A 23,692-nucleotide genomic window follows, 5' to 3' on the forward strand; every position below is an offset into this window, starting at 1 on the left:
GTCGGACGACCGGTAGGTCAGTTCTTGACCGGCCACTCCAGCGGCTCCTTGTAGAAGCCCTGGGTGAGTTCCACCGCGGCGGCCTTCTGGCCCTCCGGGATGAGGAACGCGGTGCAGATCTTCTCCGACTGGCCGGCCTTCAGCGTCTTGTCGTCGTCCGTCGGCGGGCAGTCGGGCCACGTGGCGTCACCCATCAGGACCAGCAGGGCCCGGGTGCGGACGCCCTTGTCGGTCCGGACGACCAGGTCGTCGTCCATGTCGCCGACCTGCATGGGCTTACCGCTCTTGTGCGTGAGCGTCGACCACACGTAGACGGGTATCCGCGGGCCGTCCTTCCCGTCGTCCTTCAGGCCGGAGTTGGCCATGTCGGCCTTGGTACCGGTCTGCGCCTTGGTCGGCGTGACCGTGTACTTGGCGCCCGAGGACGCCTTCATGTCGCTTTCCTTCTCCGGGCTCGCCTCACCCAGCCGGAAGGTCCGCTTGCCGTCCTCCGCCGGGCTGGACGCGGCCGAACCCGACCCCGAACCCGACCCCGAACCGGACCCCTTCTTCCCGCCGTTGCAGCCGGACAGGGCCAACGCCAGTGCCAGGGCGCCCACCGTCGCCGGCACGGCGCGAGTCCACGTACGCATGTCTTGCTCACTTCCCCGTTGCATGGTGCTTCCGTTCCGTCACCCCGACCGGTCATGTTGGGCCCTGGGGCCCAAGACCTGGGGCGGGGGATCACCCTAGCGTCGGTCCATGGCCGCGACCGGAGCAAGCTGTGAGGGAGTTGTGCCGCCCCGGCGGCCGATGCCACGGGCGCTGGTGCTCGTACTGGCCCTGGTTTGGGCCGTGTTCGCGGTCACGGTGCTCGGCGCCCTCGGGGTGCTCCTGCTGGCCGCGTCGCTGGACGGCGTGGACGGTGAGCTGATCGGCTGGGTGCTGTACGGGGCCCTGCCCGGTACGGCCGGGTTCCTGGCCGGCCGGCGGGTGCGGACGGGCGGGGTGTGGGTACGGCGCGGGCTGCTCGCCGTCCAGGGCTGGTTCATCGCCGGCGCCCTGGGCAACCTCGCGGACGGCGACGGCCGGGGCGTACCGCAACTGGTCGTCCCCGTCCTCGTCACCGTCCTGCTGTGCCGGGGCCCGTCGCGTTCCTGGTTCCTGCTGCCGGTCCGGGAGCGTGCGGCGCACCGGCCGTTCCGGTGGGCCCGGATGCTCACCTGGCGTACCGAGGGCGGGCAGACGACCACCGAGTACGTCGGGCTCGTGCTGATCGTCGCGGCGATCGTGGGGGCGCTGGTGGTCTCCGGGGTCGGGGCTCAGGTCGCCGGTGGCCTGCGGACGGCGGTGTGCGCGGTCGTCGGCGCCGGCTGCGAGGCGGGCGGCGGCGAGGGCTCGGGGACCGAGGGGTCCGGGACCGAGGGCTCCGGGGCCGGGGAGTCCGGCGTCGAGGCCGGGAGCAGGCCCGGCCCGGGGGACGTGAACGCGGACGGGGCCGGCAGCGAGGGCGGGAACGACGGTGAGAGCTGCACCTCCGGGATCGGGGCCTTCCTCTCCTGCGGCGCGCACCAGGTCGGCGGTTTCGTCGAGGGCGTGGCCAAGGACGGTCTCTGGGGGGACGTCACCGGCACGTTCGACACGGTCCTCCACCCGGTCAAGGCCTGGGAGGGCATCAAGGAGTACGGCAGGGGACTCGGCGAGCAGTGGCTGAAGGACACCGGGGACGCGGCCGCCAAGTGGGCGGAGGGCGACCACCTGGGTGCCGTCCTCGACTGGGGCGGGGCGTCCCTGGGGACGGGAGTGACGGTCCTCGACGACGTGTTCCTCGGGGACGACGTCCGGAACATGTGGGGCCGCGGCGATCAAGGGCAGGCCGCCGGCACCGTGCTGTGGAACGTGGGGTCCCTGTTCATCCCCGGCTACGGCGAGGCCAAGCTCGTCGGGAAGCTCGGCAAACTGGGCAAGCTCGGCAAGCTGGGGGTCGTCGGGGACCTGGCCCGCAAGGCGTCCGAGGCGGCTGCCAAGGCCCGCAAGGCCGCCGCGGCCGGGGACGTCGACGCCGCGGAGGCGGCCGCCCGCGAGGCGCGCCGGCATGCCGACGAGGCCGCGGAGGAGGCGGGCCTCACGGGCTGCACGTTCAGCCGGGGTGGCCGCCCCCGTGTCCCGTACTCCGCCGGGACCCCCGGCAGCGACGTCCCCGGCACGACCGCCGGCACCACCGGCACGACCGCCGGCATCCCCGGCATCGCCGACACCCCCGGCACCCCCGGCACGGGCACCGCACTCCTCGCCGCCGGCCCGCGCCGCGCCACCGTCCCCGTACGGCTGCTCGCCGAGCCGTGCGGCGAGGGCGACGACCCGGCGAGGACGGAGGCCGCCCGGCAGGCCGACCGCGACGCGGACGCGGCCGAACGGGCCGCGCAGGACGCCGGGAAGAAGAGGAACGGGCCCAAGGAGTGGCCGCCGCCCACGCCCGGCGACCGGAACGACCCGCGCAACTACGGCCCGCCGGAGTGGGCCGCCGGTCTCGACGACCCGGTGCTCGGGGACGCCGACCAGGGGAACGGCGCCTGGCGCAGCCGCGACCGCAACCCCGAACCGACCTGGGCCAACGAGGCGTGGCTGCGCTACCAGGAGCAGATCAGCGGCAGCGTGCGCGGCAAGGAGTACGTCGTACCGCACCCCGAGGCGGGCAGGCGCCCGGTCGAGTTCGACGGCTGGGACGCCGGCCGGCAGACGTTCCTGGAGGCGAAGCTCGGCTACACCGGCTACCTGGCACGGAAGGACGGGAAGCCGGTGGCGCGGCTCACGGAGTCCGGGAAGGCGAGGTTCCTGGAGGAGGCGCGGGGCCAGGTGGCCGCGGCCGGGGGCCGTACCGTCGAATGGCACTTCTCGGACCCGCTGGTCGCCCGGGCGGCCCGGCTGGCGTTCCTCGACGAGGACCTGCCGGTCAAGGTGGTCCACACACCGCAGCAGCGCCCCCTCTCGGGCCCGATGCGTCCCGGCGGGTGACGGCCCGTCCGCCGGGACCGGTCCCTAGGATGCGGATCGGGAGACGGATACGGATAGGGATGCCGATGCGGAAGAGGGGGGCCACCACGGAGGAGGACGGATCATGAGGCGCGTCGTACGGGGCTTCTGGGGGCCCAGGCCCGAGTCGGAACAGGAGCTGGCGGTCCGCTGGAGCACGTTCCTCGCGCGGCTGCGCGAGACCGACCCGGCCGTCTTCGGCGGCTGGGAGCCGATCGGGGACGCGACCGGCCCCGACGCCCTCGCCGCACACCTCCGGGAACGCAACGCCGGTGACGACTGGTCGGACCGCAAGGGGTACGCCATGGCGCTGTCGACGCCCGCCGCGCAGCCGGTAGGGGTCACCGTCAGCGGCACCGGGGGAGGGTCCTCCGGCCACCTCGCCATGAGCGTGGTGGTCACCGTCACCGCCCCGGACGACCACCCGCCCCTCCCGTACGCCGCCATCCTCCGCGCCCTCGCCGAGACGTGGGACGTCGACTGGGGCGAGGTGACGGAGACGGAACTCCAGCTCGCCCTGGAGGACGACGGGCGCGAGCCCGGCCAGGCGTGCGTCGGCTGGGCGGCCTACCTGTCCGCGGGGCGTGCCGCGCTCCTCGCACCACCCGGGGGCCTGCCGGGAACGGCGGAGCCGGCCGGGAACGGCGGCCTGCTGCTGGACCTGTCCGGAAGCGTCACGTCCGTCGACGACCTCGTCGCCGTCAACCGGGACGTGCGCGCCACCGGCGCCCTGGAGGCGCTGCCCCGGCCCATGGACAGGGCCAAGCTGTGAAGGCCACGGGTACCCCGTTCGACGTGACCGGGACCGCCGCCGCCGTCGGCGCGCTGCTCGACCTGCCCGTACCGGAGGACGGCCCCACCCGCTGGGAGCCGTCCCGGGCGGAGGGCTGGAGCGGCAGCCTGGGCGCGGGTTTCCGGCTGCGGCTCCTGTGGGAGAGCCGCGCCTACTTCGGTGTCCCCGGCCCGGAGTGGGACGCCGCCCAGGAGGAGGCGGAGGCGTACCTCGGCGCCCTGACGAGCGTCCTGGACGAGCGGTGGGGACCGCACCGGGTGGTGAGCATGGGCGCCTTCGTGCGCGGCGGGGCCGGCGACGGGCCGGTGCTCCCGCTCTTCGCGGAGCTGTGCGCCTTCGACCTGTACGGGGACCTCATGGTCTGGGGCCCGGTCGGGTCGCCGCACGGGCCGCGCTGGGTGGCGGTGAGCGTCGGGCAGTGCGACGAGGACGCCCCGCACCTGATGGTCGCGGCGGTCAGCGACGTCCCGGTCGAGGAACCGCCCGGCTGACGCCCCCGACGCCCACGGCCGGCCTCCGACGCCCGCCCCGACCCCCGCCCGCCGACCTCCGACACCCGAGCCCCGGCACCCGCCGCCGCCGGCGGCCGGCCGACCCCCTGGCCCGCCGGCCGACCTCCTCGCCGCCCGGCGGCATCCCGGCCGGGACCGGCCGGGATAATCGGGCGCATGTCCCGGCAACCGGATCGTCCCGCCTCCGCAGCGCCCGCCCTGTGGGGCTACGCCGCGGTGCGCGCGGTGGGGCTGGCGGTCCTCGCGGTCGCCGCCGCGGCGGCCGGCCAGGACGCCCTGCACCGGCTGAAGGGTCGCTGGGACTCCGTCTGGTACGTGCGGATCGCCGAGCACGGGTACGGCCACGAGGTCACGCTCCCGGACGGCAGCGTCCACTCCGACCTGGCCTTCTTCCCCCTGCTGCCCGCCCTGGAACGAGGCCTGTCGGAGGTCCTGCGGACCGACGCGGCGACGGCCGGACTGGTGGTCGCCTGGACGGCGTCGCTCGCCGCCGCGTGGGGGATCTACGCCGTGGGGGAGCGGGTCGCCGGACGGCGGGCCGGGGTGGTGCTGGCGGTGCTGTGGGGCGTGTACCCGACGGCGTTCGTCCAGTCGATGGCGTACACGGAGACGCTGTTCACCGCCTTCGCCGCCTGGTCGCTGTACGCGGTGCTGCGCGACCGGTGGGTCTGGGCGGGTGCGCTGTGCGCGTGCGCGGGGCTGACCCGGCCGTCGGCGGCCGCGCTCGTGGCGGCGCTCGGGATCACCGCGCTGGTGACCGTCGTACGGGAGCGGCGGCTGACGGCCCGGATGGCGGCGGGCGTGCTGCTCGCACCGCTGGGCTGGCTCGGGTACGTGGTCTTCGTCGCCGTCCGCGAGGGCAGCGCGACCGCGTACTTCGAGGTGCAGGCGGCGTGGGGCAACAGCATCGACGGCGGTGCGGCACTGGCCCGGTTCGTGTGGCGGAACCTGACGGGCCCGGTGCCGCTCGCCGGGGTGGGGCTGTGCGCGGCGCTCGCGCTGGTGGGCTGGGTGGTGTGGCTGTGCGTCAGGCAGCGGCAGCCGCTGCCGGTGCTGGTGTACACCCTCGGGGTCGTCGTCGTCTCGCTGGTCGGCGCCGCGTATTTCGGCTCCCGGCCGCGCCTGATGATGCCGGCGTTCCCGCTGCTGCTCCCGGCGGCGGTGGCCCTGGCGCGGCTGCGGGACCGGACGGTGGTGCTGGTCCTGGGCGTGCTGGCGGCGGCCTCGGCGGCGTACGGGGCGTTCACCCTGCTGGGGCCGGGCCCACCGTGACGGCCAGCCGGGTGCCGGTCCGGACGCCCCACCGTTCCATGGCCCCGGCCTCCGCCTCCAGGACGTGACGGGCACGGAGGCGGGGCAGCCCCAGACGGCCGGGCGGCATCGTGGCCACGTCGACGACCCGCAGGTCCCGGTCCAGGTACGCCACGTCGATCGCGAACCGCATCCGGAAGGTGTGGACGCTGTTGCAGGGGCTGAGGAGCAGCGCGCCCGCGATGCCGTCCCGGCCCAGCAGACCGCGCCTCCGGGTGCCGAAGGAGGCGGCTATCCCGACGGGGACGGGCGCCTGGGCGGGCCGGTCCAGGAAGGTCAGCAGCCCGTCGCCGTCGCGCCACTCGCGTAGGTTCGCCATGGGCGACGACCGTAGCGTGGGCCCGTGAGCGGCGGCAGTGGGTCCGTGGGCCCATGACCGGCGGCCGGGCGGGCCCTAGGGTCGGGCGCGTGTACGCCACGCTGATCGCCGTCGCCGCCCTGTGGGGCGCCGCCGCCGGCCTGCTCGTGCCGCGCGCCGCGTACCGCCTGTCCGTGGAGCCGGACGAACCGTGGCGGGACGCCTGTCCCGCCGGGCACCCGTTCACGGGCCCCGCGCGCGGCTGGCTCGGCCCGCCGCGCTGCGGGGTGTGCGCGGTGGCCGTCCCGGCGGGCACCACCCTGCCCGACGCCACCCTGCCCGACGCCACCCTGCCCGACGGCCCCCTGCCCGACGGCCCCCTGCCCCACAGCGCCCGGCCCCACTGCCCCCAGCCCGACGCCCCCCGGCCCGACGGCGCCCCGCCCGCGCCGCCGCCCCGGCCATCCCCTTCCCGGCCGTCCCCGCCCCCTTCCCGATCCCCTTCCCCGCTCCCCTCCCCTTCTCCTGTGCGGCCGTCCGCCTCCCCGAGGCCCGCCCCGGCCGTCACCGTCCCGGTCGTCACCGCCCTCGTCTGCGCCGCGCTCGCCGCCGCGACGGGCCCCCGCCCCGAACTGGCGGTGTGGCTGTCGGCCGCGCCGGTCGCGGTGCTGCTGGCCCTGGTCGACCGGGCGGTGCACCGGCTGCCGGACCGGCTGACCCTGCCGCTCGCCGCCGGAACGGCCGTGCTGCTGGGGGCCGCCGCGCTGCTGCCGTGGCACGCGGGGGCGTGGTTCTCCGCGCTGCTGGGCGGTCTCGCGATGGGCACCGGCTACCTGATGCTGTTCCTGGTGCACCCGAGCGGCATGGGCTTCGGCGACGTGAAGCTCGCCCTCGCGCTGGGCGTGGCCCTCGGCTGGTACGGCTGGGGCGTGCTGTTCGTGGGGGCCTTCGCCGGGTTCCTGTTCGGCGCGGTGTACGGGTTCGGGCTGGTGGCGCTGCGGCGGGCGACCCGCAAGAGCGCCATCCCGTTCGGGCCGTTCATGATCGGCGGGGCGCTGGTGGGCGTCCTGCTGGGCGCGTTCGCGGCGGTCCCGCCCGCCTGAGCGGCGGCCGCCGCCCGACGGTCCGCGCGGGAAAAAGGACGGGACTGCGGGCGGGGGAGCGGCGCAGTATGGGCCGCATGGATACCGAGCCGGTCAACCTCACCGAAGCCCTCGCCACCTTCGACGACGTCTACAGCCCCCGCATCGTGGCCCGTATGAACGACTACGACGTACGGATCGCGCACGCCGCCGGCGACCACGTGTGGCACGTCCACGCCGACACGGACGAGTTCTTCCTGGTCCTGGACGGCCGGTTCGACATCGCGCTGCGCGCGGCCGACGGCACCGAGCGGACGGTCGAACTGCGGCGGGGCGACACCTTCGTCGTCCCGAAGGGCACGGAGCACAAGCCGTCCTCGCCGGACGGGGCGTCCATTCTGATGTTCGAGCCCTCGGGAACGCTGTCGACGGGTGACCGCCATGAGGGGGAGATTCCGCACCACGTCGACAGCACCACGGGCCACGACCTGCGCTGAGCCGCCCACCCGCGTCCTAGCATGCGGGCACATGCGGACATTCCCTGACAATCAGCCCCCGTCCGGCCGCCAGGCCCAGCAGACGGCCGCCCCCGGGGCCACGGGCGCCCCACGGACCTCCGCGCCCCCCGGCACCACCACCGGCCCCCCGGGGGCCACGGCACCTCCCTCCACCCCCGCGGCCGACCCGGCCCCCTCCGACACCGACACGGACGCCGACGCCGCCCCCACCCGCCCCACGCCCACCTCCACCACCCACCCCCACCCCCACCTCCCCCGCCACCGCAGCCGGTTCCGCCGCCCCCGCCTCCCGGCCGGCGGGCTGCTCCCCTGGGGGTGGGCCGCGGCGCTCTGCGCGCTGTACGCGACCGTCGCCGTGCGCCGGCACCTCCTCCTCCGCACCACCGGCTACGACCTCGGCATCTTCGAGCAGGCGGTACGCGCCTACGCCGAACTCCGCGCCCCGCTCGTCCCGTTGCGCGGCGAGGACTTCAACCTCCTCGGGGACCACTTCCACCCCCTCCTGGCCGTCCTCGCCCCGCTCTACCGGATCTGGCCCTCCCCGCTCTGCCTGCTCGTCGCCCAGTCCGCGCTGCTCGCCCTCGCCGTCGTGCCGCTCGCCCGCTGGGCCCGGCGGGCGCTCGGCCGCCGCTCCGCCCACGCCGTCGCCGCCGCGTACGGGCTGAGCTGGGGCATCGCGTCGGCCGCCGCCTTCGACTTCCACGAGGTCTCCCTCGCCGTACCGCTGCTCGCCTGCTCGCTCGAAGCCCTGGCCCACCGGCGCTGGCGCCCGGCCGTCGCCTGGGCCGCCCCCCTCCTCCTGGTCAAGGAGGACCTCGGCCTCACCCTCGCCGCCGTCGGCGCGTACATCGCGCTGAAGGGGCCGCGCCGGCTCGGCCTCGTCACCGCGGCGGCCGGGCTCGTCGGTTCGGCGGCCGAGATCAAGCTGCTGATGCCCGCCTTCCACCCGGCCGGCGGGTACGCGCACGGCGGCAACCTCGCCGAGGGGTACGGCTCACTCCTCAGCACCCTCGCGCACGCCCCGCTCGACGCGCTGCGCCCCGACGTCAAGGCCATGACGCTGGTCCTGGTCTTCGCCCCGTCCGCGCTGCTCGCGCTGCGCTCGCCGCTCGCGCTGATCGCCGTTCCCACGCTGGCCTGGCGGATGATGTCGGACAACGGCTTCCACTGGGGTACGGCGTTCCATTACAGCGCCGTGCTGATGCCGGTCGTCCTCGCCGGGCTGATCGACGCGCTGACCGTCTGGCGCCGCGGCGGGCACCCGCTCGCCGCCCGCCACGTCCGCGCCTCGCTCGCCACCGTCCTCGCCGTCACGCTGGTGATGCTGCCGTCGTTCCCGCTCGCCCAACTGGCCCAGCGCGCCACCTGGCGGACGACCGGACACATCGAAGCCGCCCGCGCGCTGCTCGCGAGGATCCCGGACGGCGCCACCGTCGCGGCCTCCAACCGGCTGGTCCCGCAGCTCACCTCGCGCTGCACGGTCGTCGTCTTCCCGACCTTCCCGGTGGAGGGGAGGCTGTACGAGTACGACCGCAAGCGCCTCCCGCCGCCCACCGCCGAGTGGATCATCCACGACCGGCGGGCCCCCGAGGCCTGGCCGTACCCGACGGGCCACTGGCCCTACCCGCTCGAACAGCAGGAGGCCGAGCTGGCCGCCGCCCAGCAGCGGTACGGGTACCGCGAGGTCGCCGTGCGCGACGGCATCACCCTGCTGCGCCGCTGAACCCCGCCCCCCGCACTCCTCCGCCGGAGCGTTTCTTCAGGCGCCGCCCGGGGCGTCAACCCGACGCCCTTCCGGTGGGGTCCCCCCTGGGGAGGACACGGAACCGGGGCGCGGGGACGGGAAAACCGGCTGGATCCCGTGGTTCCGGCGGGGTCCCCCATTTTCGGAGCGTAGTCGCGGCCTGTCGTGGCGCGCGCCATCACTTACGAAGGGTTATGGTGGAAACCCCCCCTCGGGCCGGTCCGTATCCCCCCCACGGACCGGCCCGTTTTTTCGTCCGGCGTCAAGAGCGCCCTTCGGCCAGACCCGGCCGCCCCCCTCGCAGCCCGGCCTCCCGACGCCCCCGCCCTCGGGCCCGGCCGAGCCCCGGCCGCCACCGCCGTCAGCTCCGGGCCGCCCAGATGTTGGTGCCGGCGGTGTCGACCGCGTACGAGTCGATCTCCTTCAGCTCCTCGTCCGTCAGCGGTGCACCGGCCAGCGCGGCGATGTTCTCCTCCAGCTGCGCCACGCTGGACGCGCCGATCAGCGCCGACGTCATCCGCTCGTCCCGCAGCACCCACGTCAGCGCGAGCTGCGCGAGGGACTGGCCCCGGCGGCGGGCGATCTCGTGCAGGCCGCGCAGCCGGCGGACGACCTCCTCGGAGAGCAGGTTCGGGTCCAGGGACTTGCCCTGGGTGGCCCGCGAACCCTCCGGGATGCCCTTGAGGTACTTGTCGGTGAGCAGGCCCTGGGCGAGCGGCGCGAAGGAGATGCAGCCCATGCCGGCCGCCTCCAGGGTGTCCAGGAGCGCGTCGTCCTCGGTCCAGCGATTGATCATCGAATAGGACGGCTGGTGGATCAGGGCCGGGACACCCATCTCCTTCAGCAGCCGTGCCGCCTCGGCGGTCTGCGCGCTGCTGTACGAGGAGACGCCGACGTACAGCGCCTTGCCCTGCTGGACGGCGGAGGCGAGGGCGCCCATCGTCTCCTCCAGCGGGGTCTCCTTGTCGAAGCGGTGCGAGTAGAAGATGTCGACGTACTCGACGCCCATCCGCCTCAGCGAGGCGTCCAGCGAGGACAGCAGGTACTTGCGGGAGCCCCACTCGCCGTACGGCCCGGGGTGCATGAGGTAACCCGCCTTGGTGGAGAGCACGAGCTCGTCGCGGTGACGGGCGAAGTCCTCGGCGAAGATCTTGCCGAAATTGGTCTCGGCGGATCCGGGCGGCGGCCCGTAGTTGTTCGCCAGGTCGAAGTGCGTCACGCCCAGGTCGAAGGCGCGGCGGAGGATCGCGCGCTGCGAGGCGAGGGTGCGGTCGTCGCCGAAGTTGTGCCAGAGGCCGAGCGAGATGGCGGGCAGCTTGAGCCCGCTGCGGCCGGTGCGGCGGTACTCCATGGAGTCGTAGCGGCCGTCGGCGGGGCGGTATGCGGGGGTATCAGTCACGCCCTCCTCCTTATCACGTACTTGTGACAGACCGGGTTGGGCCGCCGTGACCCCCGCGCAGTAATGTGGCGGCCTCGGGGACAGCCGCGGTGCGCCGGGATCGAGCGGTGCCGCTTCCCCCTGTCTCCCTGGGCCGACGCCGTGGCGGGCCCGTACGCAATCGAGAGGTGAGATCGGTGAACTTGCGCGACCTGGTGTACAGGCTCTACGCACGCCGGGTGGAGGGCCGCCTCGACCACGCCCAGGTGCCCAAGCACATCGGTGTCATCCTCGACGGCAACCGCCGCTGGGCGAAGGCGTCCGGCGGCACCCCGGAGCAGGGTCACAAGGCCGGCGCGAGCAAGATCCAGGAACTGCTGGGCTGGTGCGACGAGACGGACGTCGAGGTCGTCACGCTCTGGATGCTGTCCACCGACAACCTCAACCGGCCGGAGGAGCAGCTCGTGCCGCTCCTCGGCATCATCGAGAACGCGGTGCGCGACCTCGCGGCCGACGGCCGCTGGCGCGTCCACCACGTCGGCACGCTGGACCTGCTGCCCGCCCGGACGCAGGCGGTGCTGAAGGAGGCCGAGGAGGCCACCCGCGACCGCACCGGAATACTCGTGAACGTCGCCGTGGGCTACGGCGGTCGGCAGGAGATCGCCGACGCGGTCCGCTCGCTGCTGCTGGAGCACGCGGAGAAGGGCACGAGCTTCGAGGAGCTCGCCGAGATCGTGGACGTCGAGCACATCTCGGAGCACCTCTACACGCGCGGCCAGCCGGACCCCGACCTGGTGATCCGCACCAGCGGCGAACAGCGCCTGTCGGGCTTCATGCTCTGGCAGAGCGCCCACTCGGAGTACTACTTCTGCGAGGTCCACTGGCCGGCCTTCCGCAAGGTCGACTTCCTCCGCGCGCTGCGCGACTACGCCGCCCGCCATCGCCGTTACGGCACCTGAGGGGCCGTTCCCCCGGGACACCGGACGCCCGGCGGAAGGGGCGTCCCCGGCGGGGCGCGGCCGCCCGGCGGCCCCCCGTCACCACCCGTTCACCGACCCGTCGTCATATGCCATGGCATGGCGCCGGTCGTTCGAGGGAATACCCACCCCAGTGTGAGCGGCACGCCAGCCCGCTCACCCGGGAGGCCCTTTGCACCAGGACGACCGTGCAGCTCGTGCACGGACGACGCGGAGGGCCGGAGCTCGGCCCGCGCATCGCGGCCAGAGCCCGGCCCCATCCCCCCGCGACGCCGTCGAAGTCGCACCCGACCTCACCTGAGGGGGTAGGTCCTTCCGTGGTGAACAGCACAAAGCGCCGCCTCAACGACAGGCGCACCTACGTTCTCGACACCAGCGTCCTGCTGGCCGATCCCGGTGCCATGGCCCGCTTCGAGGAGCACGAGGTCGTGCTCCCCATCGTGGTGGTCACGGAACTGGAGGCCAAGAGGCACCACCCGGAGCTCGGGTACTTCGCCCGGCAGGCGCTGCGCCTGCTGGACGACTTCCGGATCCGGTACGGCCGCCTCGACGCCCCGCTCCCGATCGGGGAGTTCGGCGGGACCCTGCGTGTGGAGCTCAACCACTCGGATCCCGCCGTCCTCCCGGCCGGCTACCGCCTCGGCGACAACGACTCACGGATCCTGGCCGTCGCGCGCAACCTCCAGGCCGAGGGGTACGACGTCACCGTCGTGTCCAAGGACCTGCCGCTGCGCATCAAGGCGTCGTCGGTCGGACTCCTCGCCGAGGAGTACCGGGCGGAGCTCGCCATCACCGACTCCGGCTGGACCGGTATGTCCGAACTGCCGCTCTCCGCCGAGCAGGTCGACCTGCTGTACACGGAGGAGAGACTGTACGTCCCCGAGGCGGCCGGCCTGCCGGTGCACACCGGACTGGTCCTCCAGTCCGAGCGCGGCAAGGCGCTCGGCCGGGTCACCGCCGAGGGGAACGTGCGCCTGGTCCGGGGCGATCGGGAGGCGTTCGGCATCCGGGGCCGCAGCGCGGAGCAGCGGATCGCGCTGGACCTGCTGTTGGACCCGGACGTCGGCATCGTGTCCATGGGCGGCCGGGCGGGCACCGGCAAGTCGGCGCTCGCGCTGTGCGCCGGGCTGGAGGCGGTCCTGGAGCGCCGTCAGCACCAGAAGGTGATGGTCTTCCGGCCGCTGTACGCGGTCGGCGGCCAGGAGCTCGGCTACCTGCCGGGCACCGAGGCCGAGAAGATGAGCCCCTGGGCGCAGGCGGTGTTCGACACGCTCTCGGCGGTGGCCGGGCGCGAGGTCATCGAGGAGGTGCTGAGCCGGGGCATGCTGGAGGTCCTGCCGCTCACGCACATCCGGGGCCGTTCGCTGCACGACGCGTTCGTCATCGTCGACGAGGCCCAGTCGCTGGAACGCAACGTCCTGCTGACCGTGTTGTCCCGTATCGGGGCGAATTCCCGGGTCGTGCTCACTCATGACGTGGCGCAGCGCGACAACCTCAGGGTCGGCCGGTACGACGGAGTCGTCGCCGTCGTCGAGAAACTGAAGGGGCATCCGCTCTTCGCCCACGTCACCCTGACCCGCTCCGAGCGCTCGCAGATCGCCGCGCTCGTGACCGAAATGCTGGAGGACGGGCAGGTTTAACCCCGCAAATCCGACATGGAATTGGCGCCGCCCGGCAAAGCGCGAGAGCTTAGCCGGGCGGCGCCACGCCGTGCGACGGAATCCGCAAAACTCCTGGGACCACTGGGGTGTGAGCTTTCACACGCGGTGAATAATTGCCTTGCGGTGTCGGCGTCGGGCAGAGTCTTGCTTCCGTCAGGCCCCGCATACGGCACACCTGTCACCGCGTGACACAACTCAACAGTCGTTCGCCGTATGCCGCCCGCAGCACCACGCGGCTCTCCCGCAAGGGAGTTGCCCACCGGGCCCGTGTCCCCCGTGACCCAGCAGTGGGGGGACCAGCGTCAGGGGCAAGATTTTCGCCCGCGAGGTCACCTAAGCGGGCGATGCTGGAAGGAAACCGTGTGAGCCGGATCTCGGTCCGGGGATTCGCGGTGGCTTCGGCCACTGCGGTCACCACAGTCGGCGCCGTCGTCGGCGTTGCCTCGGGCAACACCCAGCCCTCGAACGACAACTTCGAGGCGGCCGCCGCCAACACGACGCTCCTGGCCGACATCCCCGTCGGCGAGCAGGCCCAGGTTCAGGTCTCGTCGCTGACGCAGCAGGCGGAGGCGCAGGCCGCCGCCGCCGACTCGGCCGCGCAGAAGTCCGCCGAGGAAGCCGCCCGCATCCAGGCCGCCAAGGACGCGGAGGCCAAGAAGGCCGCTGCCGACGCGGAGGCCGAGAAGGCGGAGAAGGCCGAGCAGGAGCGCAAGGAGCGCGAGGCCGAGGAGCGCGCCAGCCGCGACGAGGTCCGCAGCGCCACCACCTTCGCGACGCAGTCCTCGTACAGCGTCTCCGACGTGCAGGCGATGGCCCGCCAGATGATCCCCGGCGACCAGTTCCAGTGCTTCAGCAACATCGTGGACCACGAGTCGAGCTGGAACTACCGCGCCACGAACGCCTCGTCCGGCGCGTACGGCCTGGTCCAGGCCCTCCCCGGGTCCAAGATGTCGTCGGCGGGCGCCGACTGGCAGACCAACCCGGCCACCCAGATCAAGTGGGGCCTCAACTACATGAACGAGCGCTACGGCAGCCCCTGCGGCGCGTGGAGCTTCTGGCAGGCCAACCACTGGTACTAGAACGCCCGGCCGCACGGCTCAGCGTCCCGGAGCCCCTCACCGTCCGACGGTGAGGGGCTCCGTGCGTGTACCGTCAGGGCGGTAACTCCCGGGGGGAGTGGTGGGGGGGAAGAGGAAAGATCATGTCGAAAGTGCCAGGGTGGCTCGGCAGACTGGGCGCCGGCCTGACCCGGATGGGACAGCGGTTGGAAGAGCGCCGAGCCGCGGGTGAGCCGGGGGACGAGCCCGGTGAGGAGACCCCGGCCGTACCGGACAGCGTTCCCGCGCCCCCCACGTACGCCCCCGCCGTCGCCGCGCGCCCCGACCCTGTCGCCGCCATCCCCTGGGGCATCCGTGTGGCGGCCGAGGCCGGCTGGCGGCTGCTGGTCCTGGCGGGCACCCTGTGGGTGCTGATGAAGGTCATCAGCGAGGTGCAGCTCGTCGTCCTCGCCTTCGTCGCCGCACTGCTCATCACCGCGCTGCTCCAGCCCACCGTGGCCCGGCTGCGTACCTGGGGCCTGCCGCGCGGACTCGCCACGGCCGTCACCGCCATCACCGGCTTCGTCATCATGGGCCTCGTCGGCTGGTTCGTCGTCTGGCAGGTGATGGACAACCTGGGCGACATCTCCGACCGCGTCCGGGACGGCATCGACGAGCTCAAGGCCTGGCTCCTGGACAGCCCGTTCCACGTCACCGAGCAGCAGATCAACGACATCGCCAAGAACCTCAGCGACACGATCGGGACCAACACCGAAGAGATCACCACCGCCGGTCTCCAGGGCGTGACCGTGATGGTGGAGATCCTCACCGGCATCCTGCTGACGATGTTCTCGACGCTCTTCCTGCTGTACGACGGCAGGAAGGTGTGGAGCTGGTGGCTGAAGCTGGTCCCGGCCCAGGCCCGCCCCGGTGTCGCGGGGGCCGGCCCGCGCGCCTGGCGCACCCTCACCGCCTATGTACGCGGCACGGTGATCGTCGCGCTGATCGACGCCATCTTCATCGGTCTCGGCATCTACTTCCTCGACGTGCCGCTGGCCGTGCCGCTGGGCGTCTTCATCTTCCTCTTCTCCTTCATCCCGCTGGTCGGCGCGGTCGTCTCCGGCGCGCTGGCGGTCATCGTCGCCCTCGTCACCCAGGGCGTGTTCACCGCGCTGATGGTGCTGCTGGTCGTCCTCGCCGTACAGCAGATCGAGGGCCACGTCCTCCAGCCGTTCATCCTGGGACGGGCGGTGCGGGTCCACCCGCTCGCGGTCGTCCTCACCGTCGCGGCCGGCGGCCTGGTCGCCGGGATCGGCGGCGCGGTGGTGGCGGTGCCGCTCGTCGCGGTCACCAACACGGTCGTGGGTTACCTGCGCGCGTACGCCCAGGAGCAGGCGCTGCGCGCCGCGCCCGGCCCGCACGGGGCGACGGTCCACGGCACGGCGCCGACGCCCGCGCCGGGGAACGGCCCCGGGGAGGGCGCGTGATATCCGAACCCGAACTCGTGGGCGGCGACGGCGACGTCCCGATACCGCCGTCGTACGGACCCGTACCGCCGGCGGAGCCCGACGCGGCCGGCGACCCGGGGCGGCGGCCCGGCCAAGGCCGGCGGGCGCGCCGCTCCTGGCTGTGGGCGCTCGGCGGCGCGGTGGCCGCCTCGGCCCTCTGGGCGGGCGGGCTGTACGCGTACCAGGCCAAGGGCCCCGACCTGCGCGGCTACCACACCCCCCGGCAACTGTGCGACGAGGCGCGGCTGACGGCGCTGAGCGGCGAGTACGGCGAGCGCGGCGAGACCACGCAGGGCATGCGCGAGGTCCACGAGGCGCTCGACCAGGTGCAGTGCTCGGTGTCGCTGGGCACCGACGAGTCGACGGTCGGCGTCGACCTCACCTACGCGCTGCACAAGAAGATGGACCCCGGACCGGAGTTCGAGGCCCTCGAAACCGCCCGGGCCTGGGACGACTGGGACTGGAAGCCCCTGCCCGGTCTGGGGGAGCGGGCGTTCTTCGCCCAGGACGACGCGGGCTTCGCGGGGCTGAAGGTGCTGGACGGGCAGGCCGTGCTCACGCTGTTCGTCAGTGCCCAGACGGATTACGACCCGGTGGCGGAGGAGGGCGCGCCGGCGCCGGTGCCCGCGCCCGCCACGACGGCCGGTCTGCGGAACCTCATGGTCGAGGACATGAAGGCGCTGATGACCGCGCTCAGGTCCTGACCCCCGTCCCCGCGCGCGGGGCGGGCCGGCCGGAGGCGCGCGTACGCGGAAGGGGCCCGCCGACAGGGATGTCGGCGGGCCCCTTTTTCGTACGCGGGGGACGCGTGGGACTACTCGGCGAGCACGGCCTCGGCGTCGAGGGTCGCGCCGACCGCCTGGATCACCGAGGCGATCTTGAACGCCTCCTGGATCGTGTCGCGGTCCACACCGGCCTTGCGCAGCACCTGCTCGTGCGAGTCGAGGCACATGCCGCAGCCGTTGATCGCGGAGACGGCGAGCGACCACAGCTCGAAGTCGACCTTCTCCACGCCCGGGTTGCCGATGACGTTCATCCGCAGACCGGCGCGCATCGTCCCGTACTCCGGGTCGGAGAGCAGGTGACGCGTGCGGTAGAAGACGTTGTTCATCGCCATGATGGCGGCGGCCGACTTGGCGGCCTGGTACGCCTCGGGCTTCAGGTTCGCCTTGGCCTCCGGCTCCAGCTCGCGCAGGACCTTCGGCGAGCGCGAGGCGATCGCGCAGGCCAGGACCGTGCCCCAGAGCTGCTGCTGCGGGAGCTCGCTGTTGCCGATGACCGAGCCGAGGTTCAGCTTCAGGTCCTTGGCGTAGTCCGGTATGGCGGACTTCAGTTCATCGAGAGCCATGTCGGTTCAGTTCCTCGTCACTCGCCGGACAGGAGCTTGACCGGGTCGAGGGTGTCCTCGCCCTTGGTCCAGTTGCAGGGGCACAGCTCGTCGGTCTGGAGGGCGTCCAGCACCCGCAGGACCTCCTTGGGGTTACGGCCGACGGAGCCGGCGGTCACCATGCAGAACTGGATCTCGTTGTTCGGGTCCACGATGAAGACGGCGCGCTGCGCGAAGCCGTCCTCGCCCTCGACACCGCAGTCCCGCATCAGCTCGTGCTTGGAGTCGGCCAGCATCGGGAAGGGCAGGTCACGCAGGTCGGCGTGGTCCTTGCGCCAGGCGTGGTGCACGAACTCGGAGTCGCCGGAGACGCCGAGGATCTGGGCGTCGCGGTCGGCGAACTCGTCGTTCAGCTTGCCGAAGGCGGCGATCTCGGTGGGGCAGACGAAGGTGAAGTCCTTCGGCCAGAAGAACACCACGCGCCACTTGCCCTCGTGGGACTTGTGGTCGATCTGCGCGAACTCCTTGCCGCTCTCGAGCGACACGCAGGCGGTCAGGTCGTACGTGGGGAACTGGTCACCGACAGTGAGCACACGCGCTCCTTGCAACTGGGAAGTCCCTTTTGAGGTCTTCCGTGGGGGTTGGACGGAGCCCCAGCATGGCACGGCGTGCATTGATCAGTGAAATAGCTAGACTGGGTCGTGTTGATCGAAGGTGGTTATCAGTGGTGTCCGTATATAAGGGTAAGCAGCCCAGTCTGGCCCAGCTCAGGGCGTTCGTGGCAGTGGCGGAGCACCTGCACTTCCGGGACGCGGCCGCCGCGATCGGTATGAGTCAGCCCGCCCTTTCGGGCGCGGTTTCGGCACTCGAAGAGGCACTCGGTGTCCAGTTGCTGGAGCGTACGACACGGAAGGTGCTCCTTTCCCCCGCGGGGGAACGCCTCGCGGTCCGCGCCCGTGCCGTGCTGGACGCCGTCGCGGAGCTGATGGAGGAGGCGGAGGCGGCGCACGCGCCGTTCACCGGGGTGCTGCGGCTGGGGGTGATCCCCACGGTGGCGCCCTACCTGCTGCCGACCGTGCTGCGGCTGGTCCACGAGCGGTATCCGGAGCTGGACCTCCAGGTCCACGAGGAGCAGACCTCCTCCCTGCTGGAGGGGCTGGCGGCCGGTCGGCTGGACCTGCTGCTGCTGGCCGTGCCGCTGGGCGTGCCGGGCGTCACCGAACTGCCGCTGTTCGACGAGGACTTCGTGCTGGTCACGCCCGAGGACCATTGGCTGGGCGGGCGCACCGACATCCCGCGCGACGCGCTGCGCGAGCTGCGGCTGCTGCTGCTGGACGAGGGGCACTGCCTGCGCGACCAGGCGCTGGACATCTGCCGCGAGGCGGGCCGGGAGGACGGTGCCGCGGTCACCACCACCGCGGCCGGCCTGTCCACGCTGGTCCAGCTCGTCGCGGGCGGCCTCGGCGTGACCCTGCTGCCGCGCACCGCCGTCACGGTGGAGACCGGGCGCAACGACCGCCTGGTGACGGGCTGGTTCGCCGACCCGGCCCCCTCCCGGCGCATCGCGCTGGCCATGCGCACGGGCGCGGCCCGCCAGGCCGAGTTCGAGGAGCTGGCGGGCGCCCTCCGCGGGGCGATGCGGACCCTCCCGGTCCGCGTCCTCGGCCCGGCGGCCTGACGCCCCGGGAGCGGGCCGGGCGGCACCCGGGGAGCGCCGCGCGTCACTCCGTACGCAGGCCGTCCGGGCGCATCAGGCGCCACAGGGGCGGCAGGCTCAGCAGGGTCACCGCCAGGACCAGGCCCGCGCCCACGCCCACCACGGGCAGGAACACCCACGGGTCGGCCACGCCCTTGCCGATCATCCGCAGCAGCAGCGTCCCGAGGCCGAACCCGCCCGCCACCGCCAGGGCCATGCCGAGCGCGATCGGCACGGCGGTCTGCCACAGGACCGACCAGGCGAGCGTCGAGCGCGGCGTACCGAACGCGACCAGCGTGGACAGCAGCCGCCGCCGTTCGCGCAGCCGCTCCACCGTCGACACCAGCAGGGACACGGCGACCAGAGCCATGGTGAGCGTCGCGGCGGCGAACACGCCCCGGCGGACACTGGTGAACCGCTGGTCCCGCTCCATGTCCTGGACCGTGTCCACCCGCATCAGCGGGCTGATCCGCGCGGCGGCGTTCCGGGCGTGCTCGGCGGCGTCCGGCACGGCCGGGTCCAGCCGGACCCAGGCGGTCAGGACGGGGTCGTCGAGCACCGAGGCGTCGATCGCCGAGGGCGTCGCGTAGACGCCGAACGACGTCCACCCCATCGGGTCCCGTCGCCCCTCGACCGTGCGCGCGCCCGGAGGGATGCGCCACAGCAGCGGCGGCGCCTGCCCGTCCCGCAGGTCGACGCGGGCGCCGGGCCGGGCCGTCTCCGCCAGGTAGGCGTCGTCGGGGCCGTCGCCGCCGTGGGCGCGCGCGATGAAGACGTCACCGTCCGCGCAGGAGGGCAGCCGGCCCAGTTCGCGCAGCGAGGGGCAGTCGCCGACCGTGAGGGAGGTGCTCGGGACGAAGCCCTCGCCGGCGCGCCGCGGACCCGCCCGCCACACCGAGGAGGACAGCGTGGCCGCGACACCGGTGACGCCCCGGGCCGCCGACAGTTCGCGGACGAGCGCGCGGGGCGCGCCCGGGTCGGTGGTGGCGGCCCGCAGGCTGAGCTGGGCGCGCGCCGCGTCCATGTTCGTGGGCCGCATGAAGTCGCTCTGCACGGCCCCGAACAGCATCTGGAGCGCGATCGCCCCGGCCGCCGCGACCACGATCCCGCTGACCGCCCGCGCCGCCGTACCACTGCTGAGCTGGAGCCGGCGCACGGCGAGCTGCCACGACGGCGGGCCGCCCCGCAGCCGCCGGACCACGGTCTCGACCAGCCATGGCAGCAGCGTCGTGACCCCCGTCAGCGCCAGCAGGGCCCCCGCGGCGATCGGCGCCGCGTCCAGGGTGGTCTCCGCGAAGGTGACCGGACCGGCCGCCACGAGCAGCGCGAGCCCGGCGGCGACCAGCAGCAGCCGCCACCACACCCGGCGCGGCCGGGACACCGTCCCCCGGGCCACCCCCAGCGGCTCGATCACCACCCCGCGCAGGGCCACCAGCGTCACCAGCACGGCGCACACCGGAACCACCAGCGCCACCAGCACGGCCAGGGCCGGCACGGGCGTGACGTCGGCCGGGAAGGCGTTGACGTCCCACACCGTCACCCGGCCGGCGACGTGCCGGGCGGCGGCGAACAGCCCGGCGCCGGCCAGCAGCCCCAGCAGCGCGCCGGCCAGCGCCTCACCGGCGGCGATCCGGCGGGTCATGGCGATGTCCGCGCCGACCAGCCGCAGCGCGGCCAGCCGGCGGTCGCGCCGCTCGCCGCCGAAGCGGGCCGCGGTGGCGACGAAGGCCAGGACGGGCAGCAGCAGCACCACGCACGCCACCACGATCAGCAGCAGCAGGAAGGCGCTGGAGGGCCGCTCCGCCCCGACGTTGTGGCCGAAGGCGGCCGCCCGGCCGTCGGCGGACCCCTCGGTGAGGGCCGCGCCGTGGGCGTAGTAGACCAGCTCCGCCGGGCCGACCAGCCCCGCGTCACCGATCCGGCCGGTGATCCCGTACGGCAGGCGTTCCCTCAGCAGCGCGCCCTCGGGGGAGGCGAGCAGGCGGCCGAGCGCGGGGGAGACGACCATCGCGCCGGGCCCCGGGAGGGCGCGCACCCCCGGCGGGGCCGGGGGGTGCTTCCCGTCGGGCCGCAGCAGCACCCCGCGGACGGGCCGGTCGTGGAAGAGCGTGGAGGTGGCCGCGTACAGGAAGGAGCGGTCGGAGCGGGGCGCCCCGGACTCGCCGGCGGTGAGGTCGCGGCCCTGGTGGCGGAGGTCCCGCCCCTCCAGGACGTTCGGCACGGACGCCGCGACCAGCAGCAGGGCCACACCGGCGCCCACGCCGAGGGCGGTCAGCAGGGTGCGCGCCCAGCCGGGCCGGCCGCCGGTGACGGCGAACCGGGCGCCCAGGAGCAGGTCGCGTATCACCGGGCGCCCGTCAGGTCGCGCACCCGGCCGTCCCGCAGCACGACCTCGCGGTCCGAGTAGGCCGCCACCCGCGTCTCGTGGGTGACCAGCACCACCGCGGCGCCGGTGTCCCGGGCCGCGTCGCCGAGCAGCCCCATCACGCGCTCGCCGTTGAGCGAGTCCAGGGCGCCGGTCGGCTCGTCGGCGAACACCACGCGCGGCGCGGTGACGAGCGCGCGGGCCACCGCGACGCGCTGTGCCTGGCCGCCGGAGACCTCACCGGGACGCTTCCCGGCGACGTCGGAGGCCTCCAGCCGCTCCAGCCATTCCAGGGCCGTGCGCTCGGCGGGCTTGCGGCGCCCGCCGGCCAGCCGCAGCGGCAGGGCGACGTTCTCGGCGCAGGTCAGCTCCGGGACGAGCTGCCCGAACTGGAACACGAAGCCGAAGTCGCCGCGCCGCAGCGCGCTGCGCCGGGAGTCGGACAGGGTGGTCAGCTCACGGCCGTCGTACGTGATGGTCCCGGTGTCGGGCCGGACGATGCCGGCCAGGCAGTGCAGCAGGGTCGACTTCCCCGACCCGGAGGGGCCCATGACGGCGACGATCTCGCCGGGGCGCACCGCCAGATCGACGCCGACGAGCGCCGGAGTGGGCCCGTAGGCCTTGCCGACCCCCGTGGCCTCCAGCAGCGGGGTCACCGCGCCGTCCCCCCGACCGCCTCGGCGAGCTGCCCGAGCCGGGCGGCGGTCAGCTCCAGCCAGCGGAGGTCGGCCTCCAGGTGGAACAGGGCGTGGTCGCAGATGAGCTGGTCGGCGAGGTCGCCGTCCTTCTTGCGCCGGGTCAGGTCGCGCATCAGCCGGAGGTGCTCGGCGCGCTGCGTGTCGAGCAGCTCGGCGGCGCTGCGGCCGGTGAGCAGGGCGAGCACGACCTTGGTGTAGAGCGTCGACTGGAGGTACGGCTCGGGCTTCTCCGGCTGCGCCAGCCAGCGCGCGACATCGGTGACGCCCGCCTCGGTGATCGCGTACCGCTTGCGCTCGGGCCCCTCGCCGGGCTCGATCCCCTCCACCTCGACGAGCCCGTTCCGCAGCAGCCGGGACATGGTCGAGTAGACCTGCCCGTAGTGCAGCGGGCGGTCGTGGCCGAACTTCTCGTCGAAGGCGCGCTTGAGGTCGTAGCCGTGGCGCGGTCCGGACTCCAGGAGCCCCAGGAGGGTGTGACCGATGGACATGCGCCGACTATACAGCGGACGTATACACGCGATGTATAGCGCAGGTGTACGGCACGGGCCGCCCCCCGCCCCCGGCTGGGTCAGGCCGGGGGCGGGGACGGGGGCGTGGGCGGGGGCGCCTTCGGGGGCCGGCCGCGGCGGGGCAGGGGCCCGGGCGCGGACGGCAGGCGGCCCGCCTCGGCGAGGGCCTTGCGCAGCAGGAACTCGATCTGGGAGTTGGCGCTGCGCAGCTCGTCCGACGCCCAGCGCGCCAGCGCCTCGTACACGCCCGGGTCGAGGCGCAGCAGCACCTGCTTGCGCTGGCGGCCTTCCGGCGGCGGCGTCACTGGTACAGCGTGCCCGTGTTCAGCACCGGCTGGGCCGCCCGGTCGCCGCACAGCACGACCATGAGGTTGGACACCATGGCGGCCTTGCGCTCCGGGTCCAGCTCCACGATGTCCCGCTCCTCCAGCCGGTCCAGCGCCGCCTCGACCATGCCGACCGCCCCGTCCACGATCTGCCGGCGCGCCGCCACCACGGCACCGGCCTGCTGGCGCTGGAGCATCGCGGACGCGATCTCCGGCGCGTACGCGAGGTGCGTGAACCGCGACTCGATGATGCGGACCCCGGCCGCCTCCACGCGCGCGTGCAGTTCGGCGGCCAGCTTCTCGGTGATCTCCTCGGCGTTGCCGCGCAGCGACAGCCCGTCCTCGTCGTGCGCGTCGTAGGGGTACTCGATCGCGATGTGCCGCACCGCCGCCTCCGTCTGGGTGGAGACGAACACGGGGAAGCTGTCGACCTCGAACATCGCCTGCGCGGTGTCCTCGACCTTCCAGACGACCACCGCGGCCAGCTCGATCGGGTTGCCGTAGGCGTCGTTGACCTTCAGGACGGCCGTCTCGTGGTTGCGCACCCGGGTGGAGACCTTCGCCCGCGACGTGAACGGGTTGACCCACCGCAGGCCGTCCTCCCGGATCGTCCCCCGGTACCGCCCGAAGAGCTGCACCACCCGCGCCTCGCCGGGCGCCACCATGTTCAGCCCGCCCATGGCGAGCGCCGAGCCGGCCGCCACCAGTACGCCGAGCACGATCAGGGCGACCTTCACCGCTGCCGGGCCGGCCGTCGCGCCGCCCGCCACCAGGCCGACACCGGCCGCCAGGCCGGCCAGGCCCAGCAGCAGGGCGAGACCGCCGCCGATGCTGCGGGCCGCGAACTCGCGGACGCGTGGCTCCGGCATCTCGGGCAGGTCCTCGGCCAGGCCGCTGCGATCGGTCATCGTCATGTTCGTCCCCGTTCGTCGTCCATTCG

The 23,692-nt window shown here is 73.8% G+C and carries 23 protein-coding genes; 13 read left to right on the forward strand and 10 right to left on the reverse strand.

The features are described 5' to 3' along the window. Positions 1 to 17 precede the first annotated feature (17 nt). Positions 18 to 632 carry a hypothetical protein gene (locus tag ACZ7LK_RS08060; protein WP_392272295.1) on the reverse strand — a complete coding sequence of 205 codons (615 nt, stop codon included), beginning with the start codon at positions 630 to 632 and terminating at the stop codon, positions 18 to 20. Between the two features lie 109 nt (positions 633 to 741). Here ACZ7LK_RS08060 and ACZ7LK_RS08065 point away from each other — a divergent pair, with 109 nt between their 5' ends. The 4 genes from ACZ7LK_RS08065 (at position 742) to ACZ7LK_RS08080 (ending at position 5,589) form a co-directional block, all read left to right on the forward strand. Continuing rightward, positions 742 to 2,994 (forward strand): Tox-REase-5 domain-containing protein, encoded by a 2,253-nt coding sequence (locus tag ACZ7LK_RS08065; RefSeq protein ID WP_471139022.1) that lies wholly within the window; start codon positions 742 to 744, stop codon positions 2,992 to 2,994. Positions 2,995 to 3,097: 103 nt separating this feature from the next. Then, on the forward strand, positions 3,098 to 3,784 hold the full coding sequence (locus ACZ7LK_RS08070) for a hypothetical protein (protein ID WP_469464683.1): 687 nt from the start codon (positions 3,098 to 3,100) through the stop codon (positions 3,782 to 3,784). Positions 3,785 to 3,807: 23 nt separating this feature from the next. Further along, positions 3,808 to 4,296, forward strand: a complete 489-nt coding sequence (locus tag ACZ7LK_RS08075) for a hypothetical protein (RefSeq protein WP_469464682.1) — start codon at positions 3,808 to 3,810, stop codon at positions 4,294 to 4,296. Between the two features lie 177 nt (positions 4,297 to 4,473). After that, positions 4,474 to 5,589, forward strand: coding sequence for a hypothetical protein (locus ACZ7LK_RS08080; RefSeq protein WP_471139026.1), 1,116 nt, complete (start codon positions 4,474 to 4,476; stop codon positions 5,587 to 5,589). On the opposite strand, the gene ACZ7LK_RS08085 is transcribed toward ACZ7LK_RS08080, so the two are convergent. Further along, positions 5,561 to 5,947, reverse strand: a complete 387-nt coding sequence (locus ACZ7LK_RS08085) for a DUF192 domain-containing protein (RefSeq protein ID WP_392272290.1) — start codon at positions 5,945 to 5,947, stop codon at positions 5,561 to 5,563. The two genes, ACZ7LK_RS08080 and ACZ7LK_RS08085, sit on opposite strands and share 29 nt — an antisense overlap. Before the next feature lie 89 nt (positions 5,948 to 6,036). Between ACZ7LK_RS08085 and ACZ7LK_RS08090 the strand changes: the two genes are divergently transcribed. The 3 genes from ACZ7LK_RS08090 to ACZ7LK_RS08100 all read left to right on the forward strand — a co-directional run bounded on the left by ACZ7LK_RS08090 (position 6,037) and on the right by ACZ7LK_RS08100 (position 9,249). Next, positions 6,037 to 7,029: a prepilin peptidase gene (locus tag ACZ7LK_RS08090; protein WP_471139029.1), complete on the forward strand. Its 993-nt coding sequence runs from the start codon at positions 6,037 to 6,039 to the stop codon at positions 7,027 to 7,029. 77 nt (positions 7,030 to 7,106) lie between these two features. Then, positions 7,107 to 7,505, forward strand: coding sequence for a cupin domain-containing protein (locus ACZ7LK_RS08095; RefSeq protein ID WP_469464679.1), 399 nt, complete (start codon positions 7,107 to 7,109; stop codon positions 7,503 to 7,505). A gap of 31 nt (positions 7,506 to 7,536) precedes the next feature. After that, positions 7,537 to 9,249, forward strand: a complete 1,713-nt coding sequence (locus ACZ7LK_RS08100) for a DUF2079 domain-containing protein (RefSeq protein ID WP_471139033.1) — start codon at positions 7,537 to 7,539, stop codon at positions 9,247 to 9,249. 382 nt (positions 9,250 to 9,631) lie between these two features. Here the strand turns inward: ACZ7LK_RS08100 and mgrA are convergent, their stop codons facing one another. Further along, positions 9,632 to 10,669 carry an L-glyceraldehyde 3-phosphate reductase gene (gene mgrA / locus ACZ7LK_RS08105; protein ID WP_392272286.1) on the reverse strand — a complete coding sequence of 346 codons (1,038 nt, stop codon included), beginning with the start codon at positions 10,667 to 10,669 and terminating at the stop codon, positions 9,632 to 9,634. 176 nt (positions 10,670 to 10,845) lie between these two features. On the opposite strand from mgrA, the gene ACZ7LK_RS08110 reads away from it, so the two are divergent. The 5 genes from ACZ7LK_RS08110 (at position 10,846) to ACZ7LK_RS08130 (ending at position 16,535) form a co-directional block, all read left to right on the forward strand. Further along, positions 10,846 to 11,607 (forward strand): isoprenyl transferase, encoded by a 762-nt coding sequence (locus ACZ7LK_RS08110; protein ID WP_126883717.1) that lies wholly within the window; start codon positions 10,846 to 10,848, stop codon positions 11,605 to 11,607. Between the two features lie 335 nt (positions 11,608 to 11,942). Beyond that, positions 11,943 to 13,265 (forward strand): PhoH family protein, encoded by a 1,323-nt coding sequence (locus ACZ7LK_RS08115; RefSeq protein ID WP_392272285.1) that lies wholly within the window; start codon positions 11,943 to 11,945, stop codon positions 13,263 to 13,265. Positions 13,266 to 13,648: 383 nt separating this feature from the next. Beyond that, a complete protein-coding gene (locus ACZ7LK_RS08120; RefSeq protein ID WP_392272284.1) occupies positions 13,649 to 14,365 on the forward strand; it encodes an aggregation-promoting factor C-terminal-like domain-containing protein in 717 nt (238 codons plus the stop codon). 122 nt (positions 14,366 to 14,487) lie between these two features. Further along, positions 14,488 to 15,810 (forward strand): AI-2E family transporter, encoded by a 1,323-nt coding sequence (locus ACZ7LK_RS08125; protein WP_392272283.1) that lies wholly within the window; start codon positions 14,488 to 14,490, stop codon positions 15,808 to 15,810. Then, the gene (locus ACZ7LK_RS08130) at positions 15,807 to 16,535 is read left to right on the forward strand and encodes a hypothetical protein (protein WP_469462407.1); all 729 of its coding nucleotides are present in this window, start codon (positions 15,807 to 15,809) and stop codon (positions 16,533 to 16,535) included. The genes ACZ7LK_RS08125 and ACZ7LK_RS08130 overlap by 4 nt, the downstream gene beginning before the upstream one ends. Before the next feature lie 110 nt (positions 16,536 to 16,645). On the opposite strand, the gene ACZ7LK_RS08135 is transcribed toward ACZ7LK_RS08130, so the two are convergent. Both ACZ7LK_RS08135 and ACZ7LK_RS08140 read right to left on the reverse strand, forming a co-directional pair. Beyond that, the gene (locus ACZ7LK_RS08135; protein WP_126883712.1) at positions 16,646 to 17,179 is read right to left on the reverse strand and encodes an alkyl hydroperoxide reductase; all 534 of its coding nucleotides are present in this window, start codon (positions 17,177 to 17,179) and stop codon (positions 16,646 to 16,648) included. Positions 17,180 to 17,196: 17 nt separating this feature from the next. Next, complete coding sequence (locus tag ACZ7LK_RS08140) at positions 17,197 to 17,751, reverse strand: peroxiredoxin (protein ID WP_392272281.1); 555 nt, start codon at positions 17,749 to 17,751, stop codon at positions 17,197 to 17,199. Positions 17,752 to 17,885: 134 nt separating this feature from the next. On the opposite strand from ACZ7LK_RS08140, the gene ACZ7LK_RS08145 reads away from it, so the two are divergent. Then, positions 17,886 to 18,836: a hydrogen peroxide-inducible genes activator gene (locus ACZ7LK_RS08145; RefSeq protein ID WP_392272280.1), complete on the forward strand. Its 951-nt coding sequence runs from the start codon at positions 17,886 to 17,888 to the stop codon at positions 18,834 to 18,836. Between the two features lie 43 nt (positions 18,837 to 18,879). On the opposite strand, the gene ACZ7LK_RS08150 is transcribed toward ACZ7LK_RS08145, so the two are convergent. The 5 genes from ACZ7LK_RS08150 to ACZ7LK_RS08170 all read right to left on the reverse strand — a co-directional run bounded on the left by ACZ7LK_RS08150 (position 18,880) and on the right by ACZ7LK_RS08170 (position 23,660). Beyond that, complete coding sequence (locus tag ACZ7LK_RS08150) at positions 18,880 to 21,201, reverse strand: FtsX-like permease family protein (RefSeq protein ID WP_392272279.1); 2,322 nt, start codon at positions 21,199 to 21,201, stop codon at positions 18,880 to 18,882. Beyond that, positions 21,198 to 21,875: an ABC transporter ATP-binding protein gene (locus tag ACZ7LK_RS08155; RefSeq protein ID WP_392272278.1), complete on the reverse strand. Its 678-nt coding sequence runs from the start codon at positions 21,873 to 21,875 to the stop codon at positions 21,198 to 21,200. The genes ACZ7LK_RS08150 and ACZ7LK_RS08155 overlap by 4 nt, the downstream gene beginning before the upstream one ends. Continuing rightward, positions 21,872 to 22,405: a PadR family transcriptional regulator gene (locus ACZ7LK_RS08160; protein WP_392272277.1), complete on the reverse strand. Its 534-nt coding sequence runs from the start codon at positions 22,403 to 22,405 to the stop codon at positions 21,872 to 21,874. The genes ACZ7LK_RS08155 and ACZ7LK_RS08160 overlap by 4 nt, the downstream gene beginning before the upstream one ends. Before the next feature lie 80 nt (positions 22,406 to 22,485). Beyond that, positions 22,486 to 22,731, reverse strand: coding sequence for a type II toxin-antitoxin system antitoxin (locus ACZ7LK_RS08165; RefSeq protein WP_469462414.1), 246 nt, complete (start codon positions 22,729 to 22,731; stop codon positions 22,486 to 22,488). Beyond that, entirely contained in the window at positions 22,728 to 23,660 is a 933-nt protein-coding gene (locus tag ACZ7LK_RS08170; RefSeq protein WP_392272678.1) for an SPFH domain-containing protein, read from the reverse strand. The genes ACZ7LK_RS08165 and ACZ7LK_RS08170 overlap by 4 nt, the downstream gene beginning before the upstream one ends. Positions 23,661 to 23,692: the final 32 nt, after the last annotated feature.

The organism is Streptomyces sp. NPDC039423 (assembly GCF_055598725.1).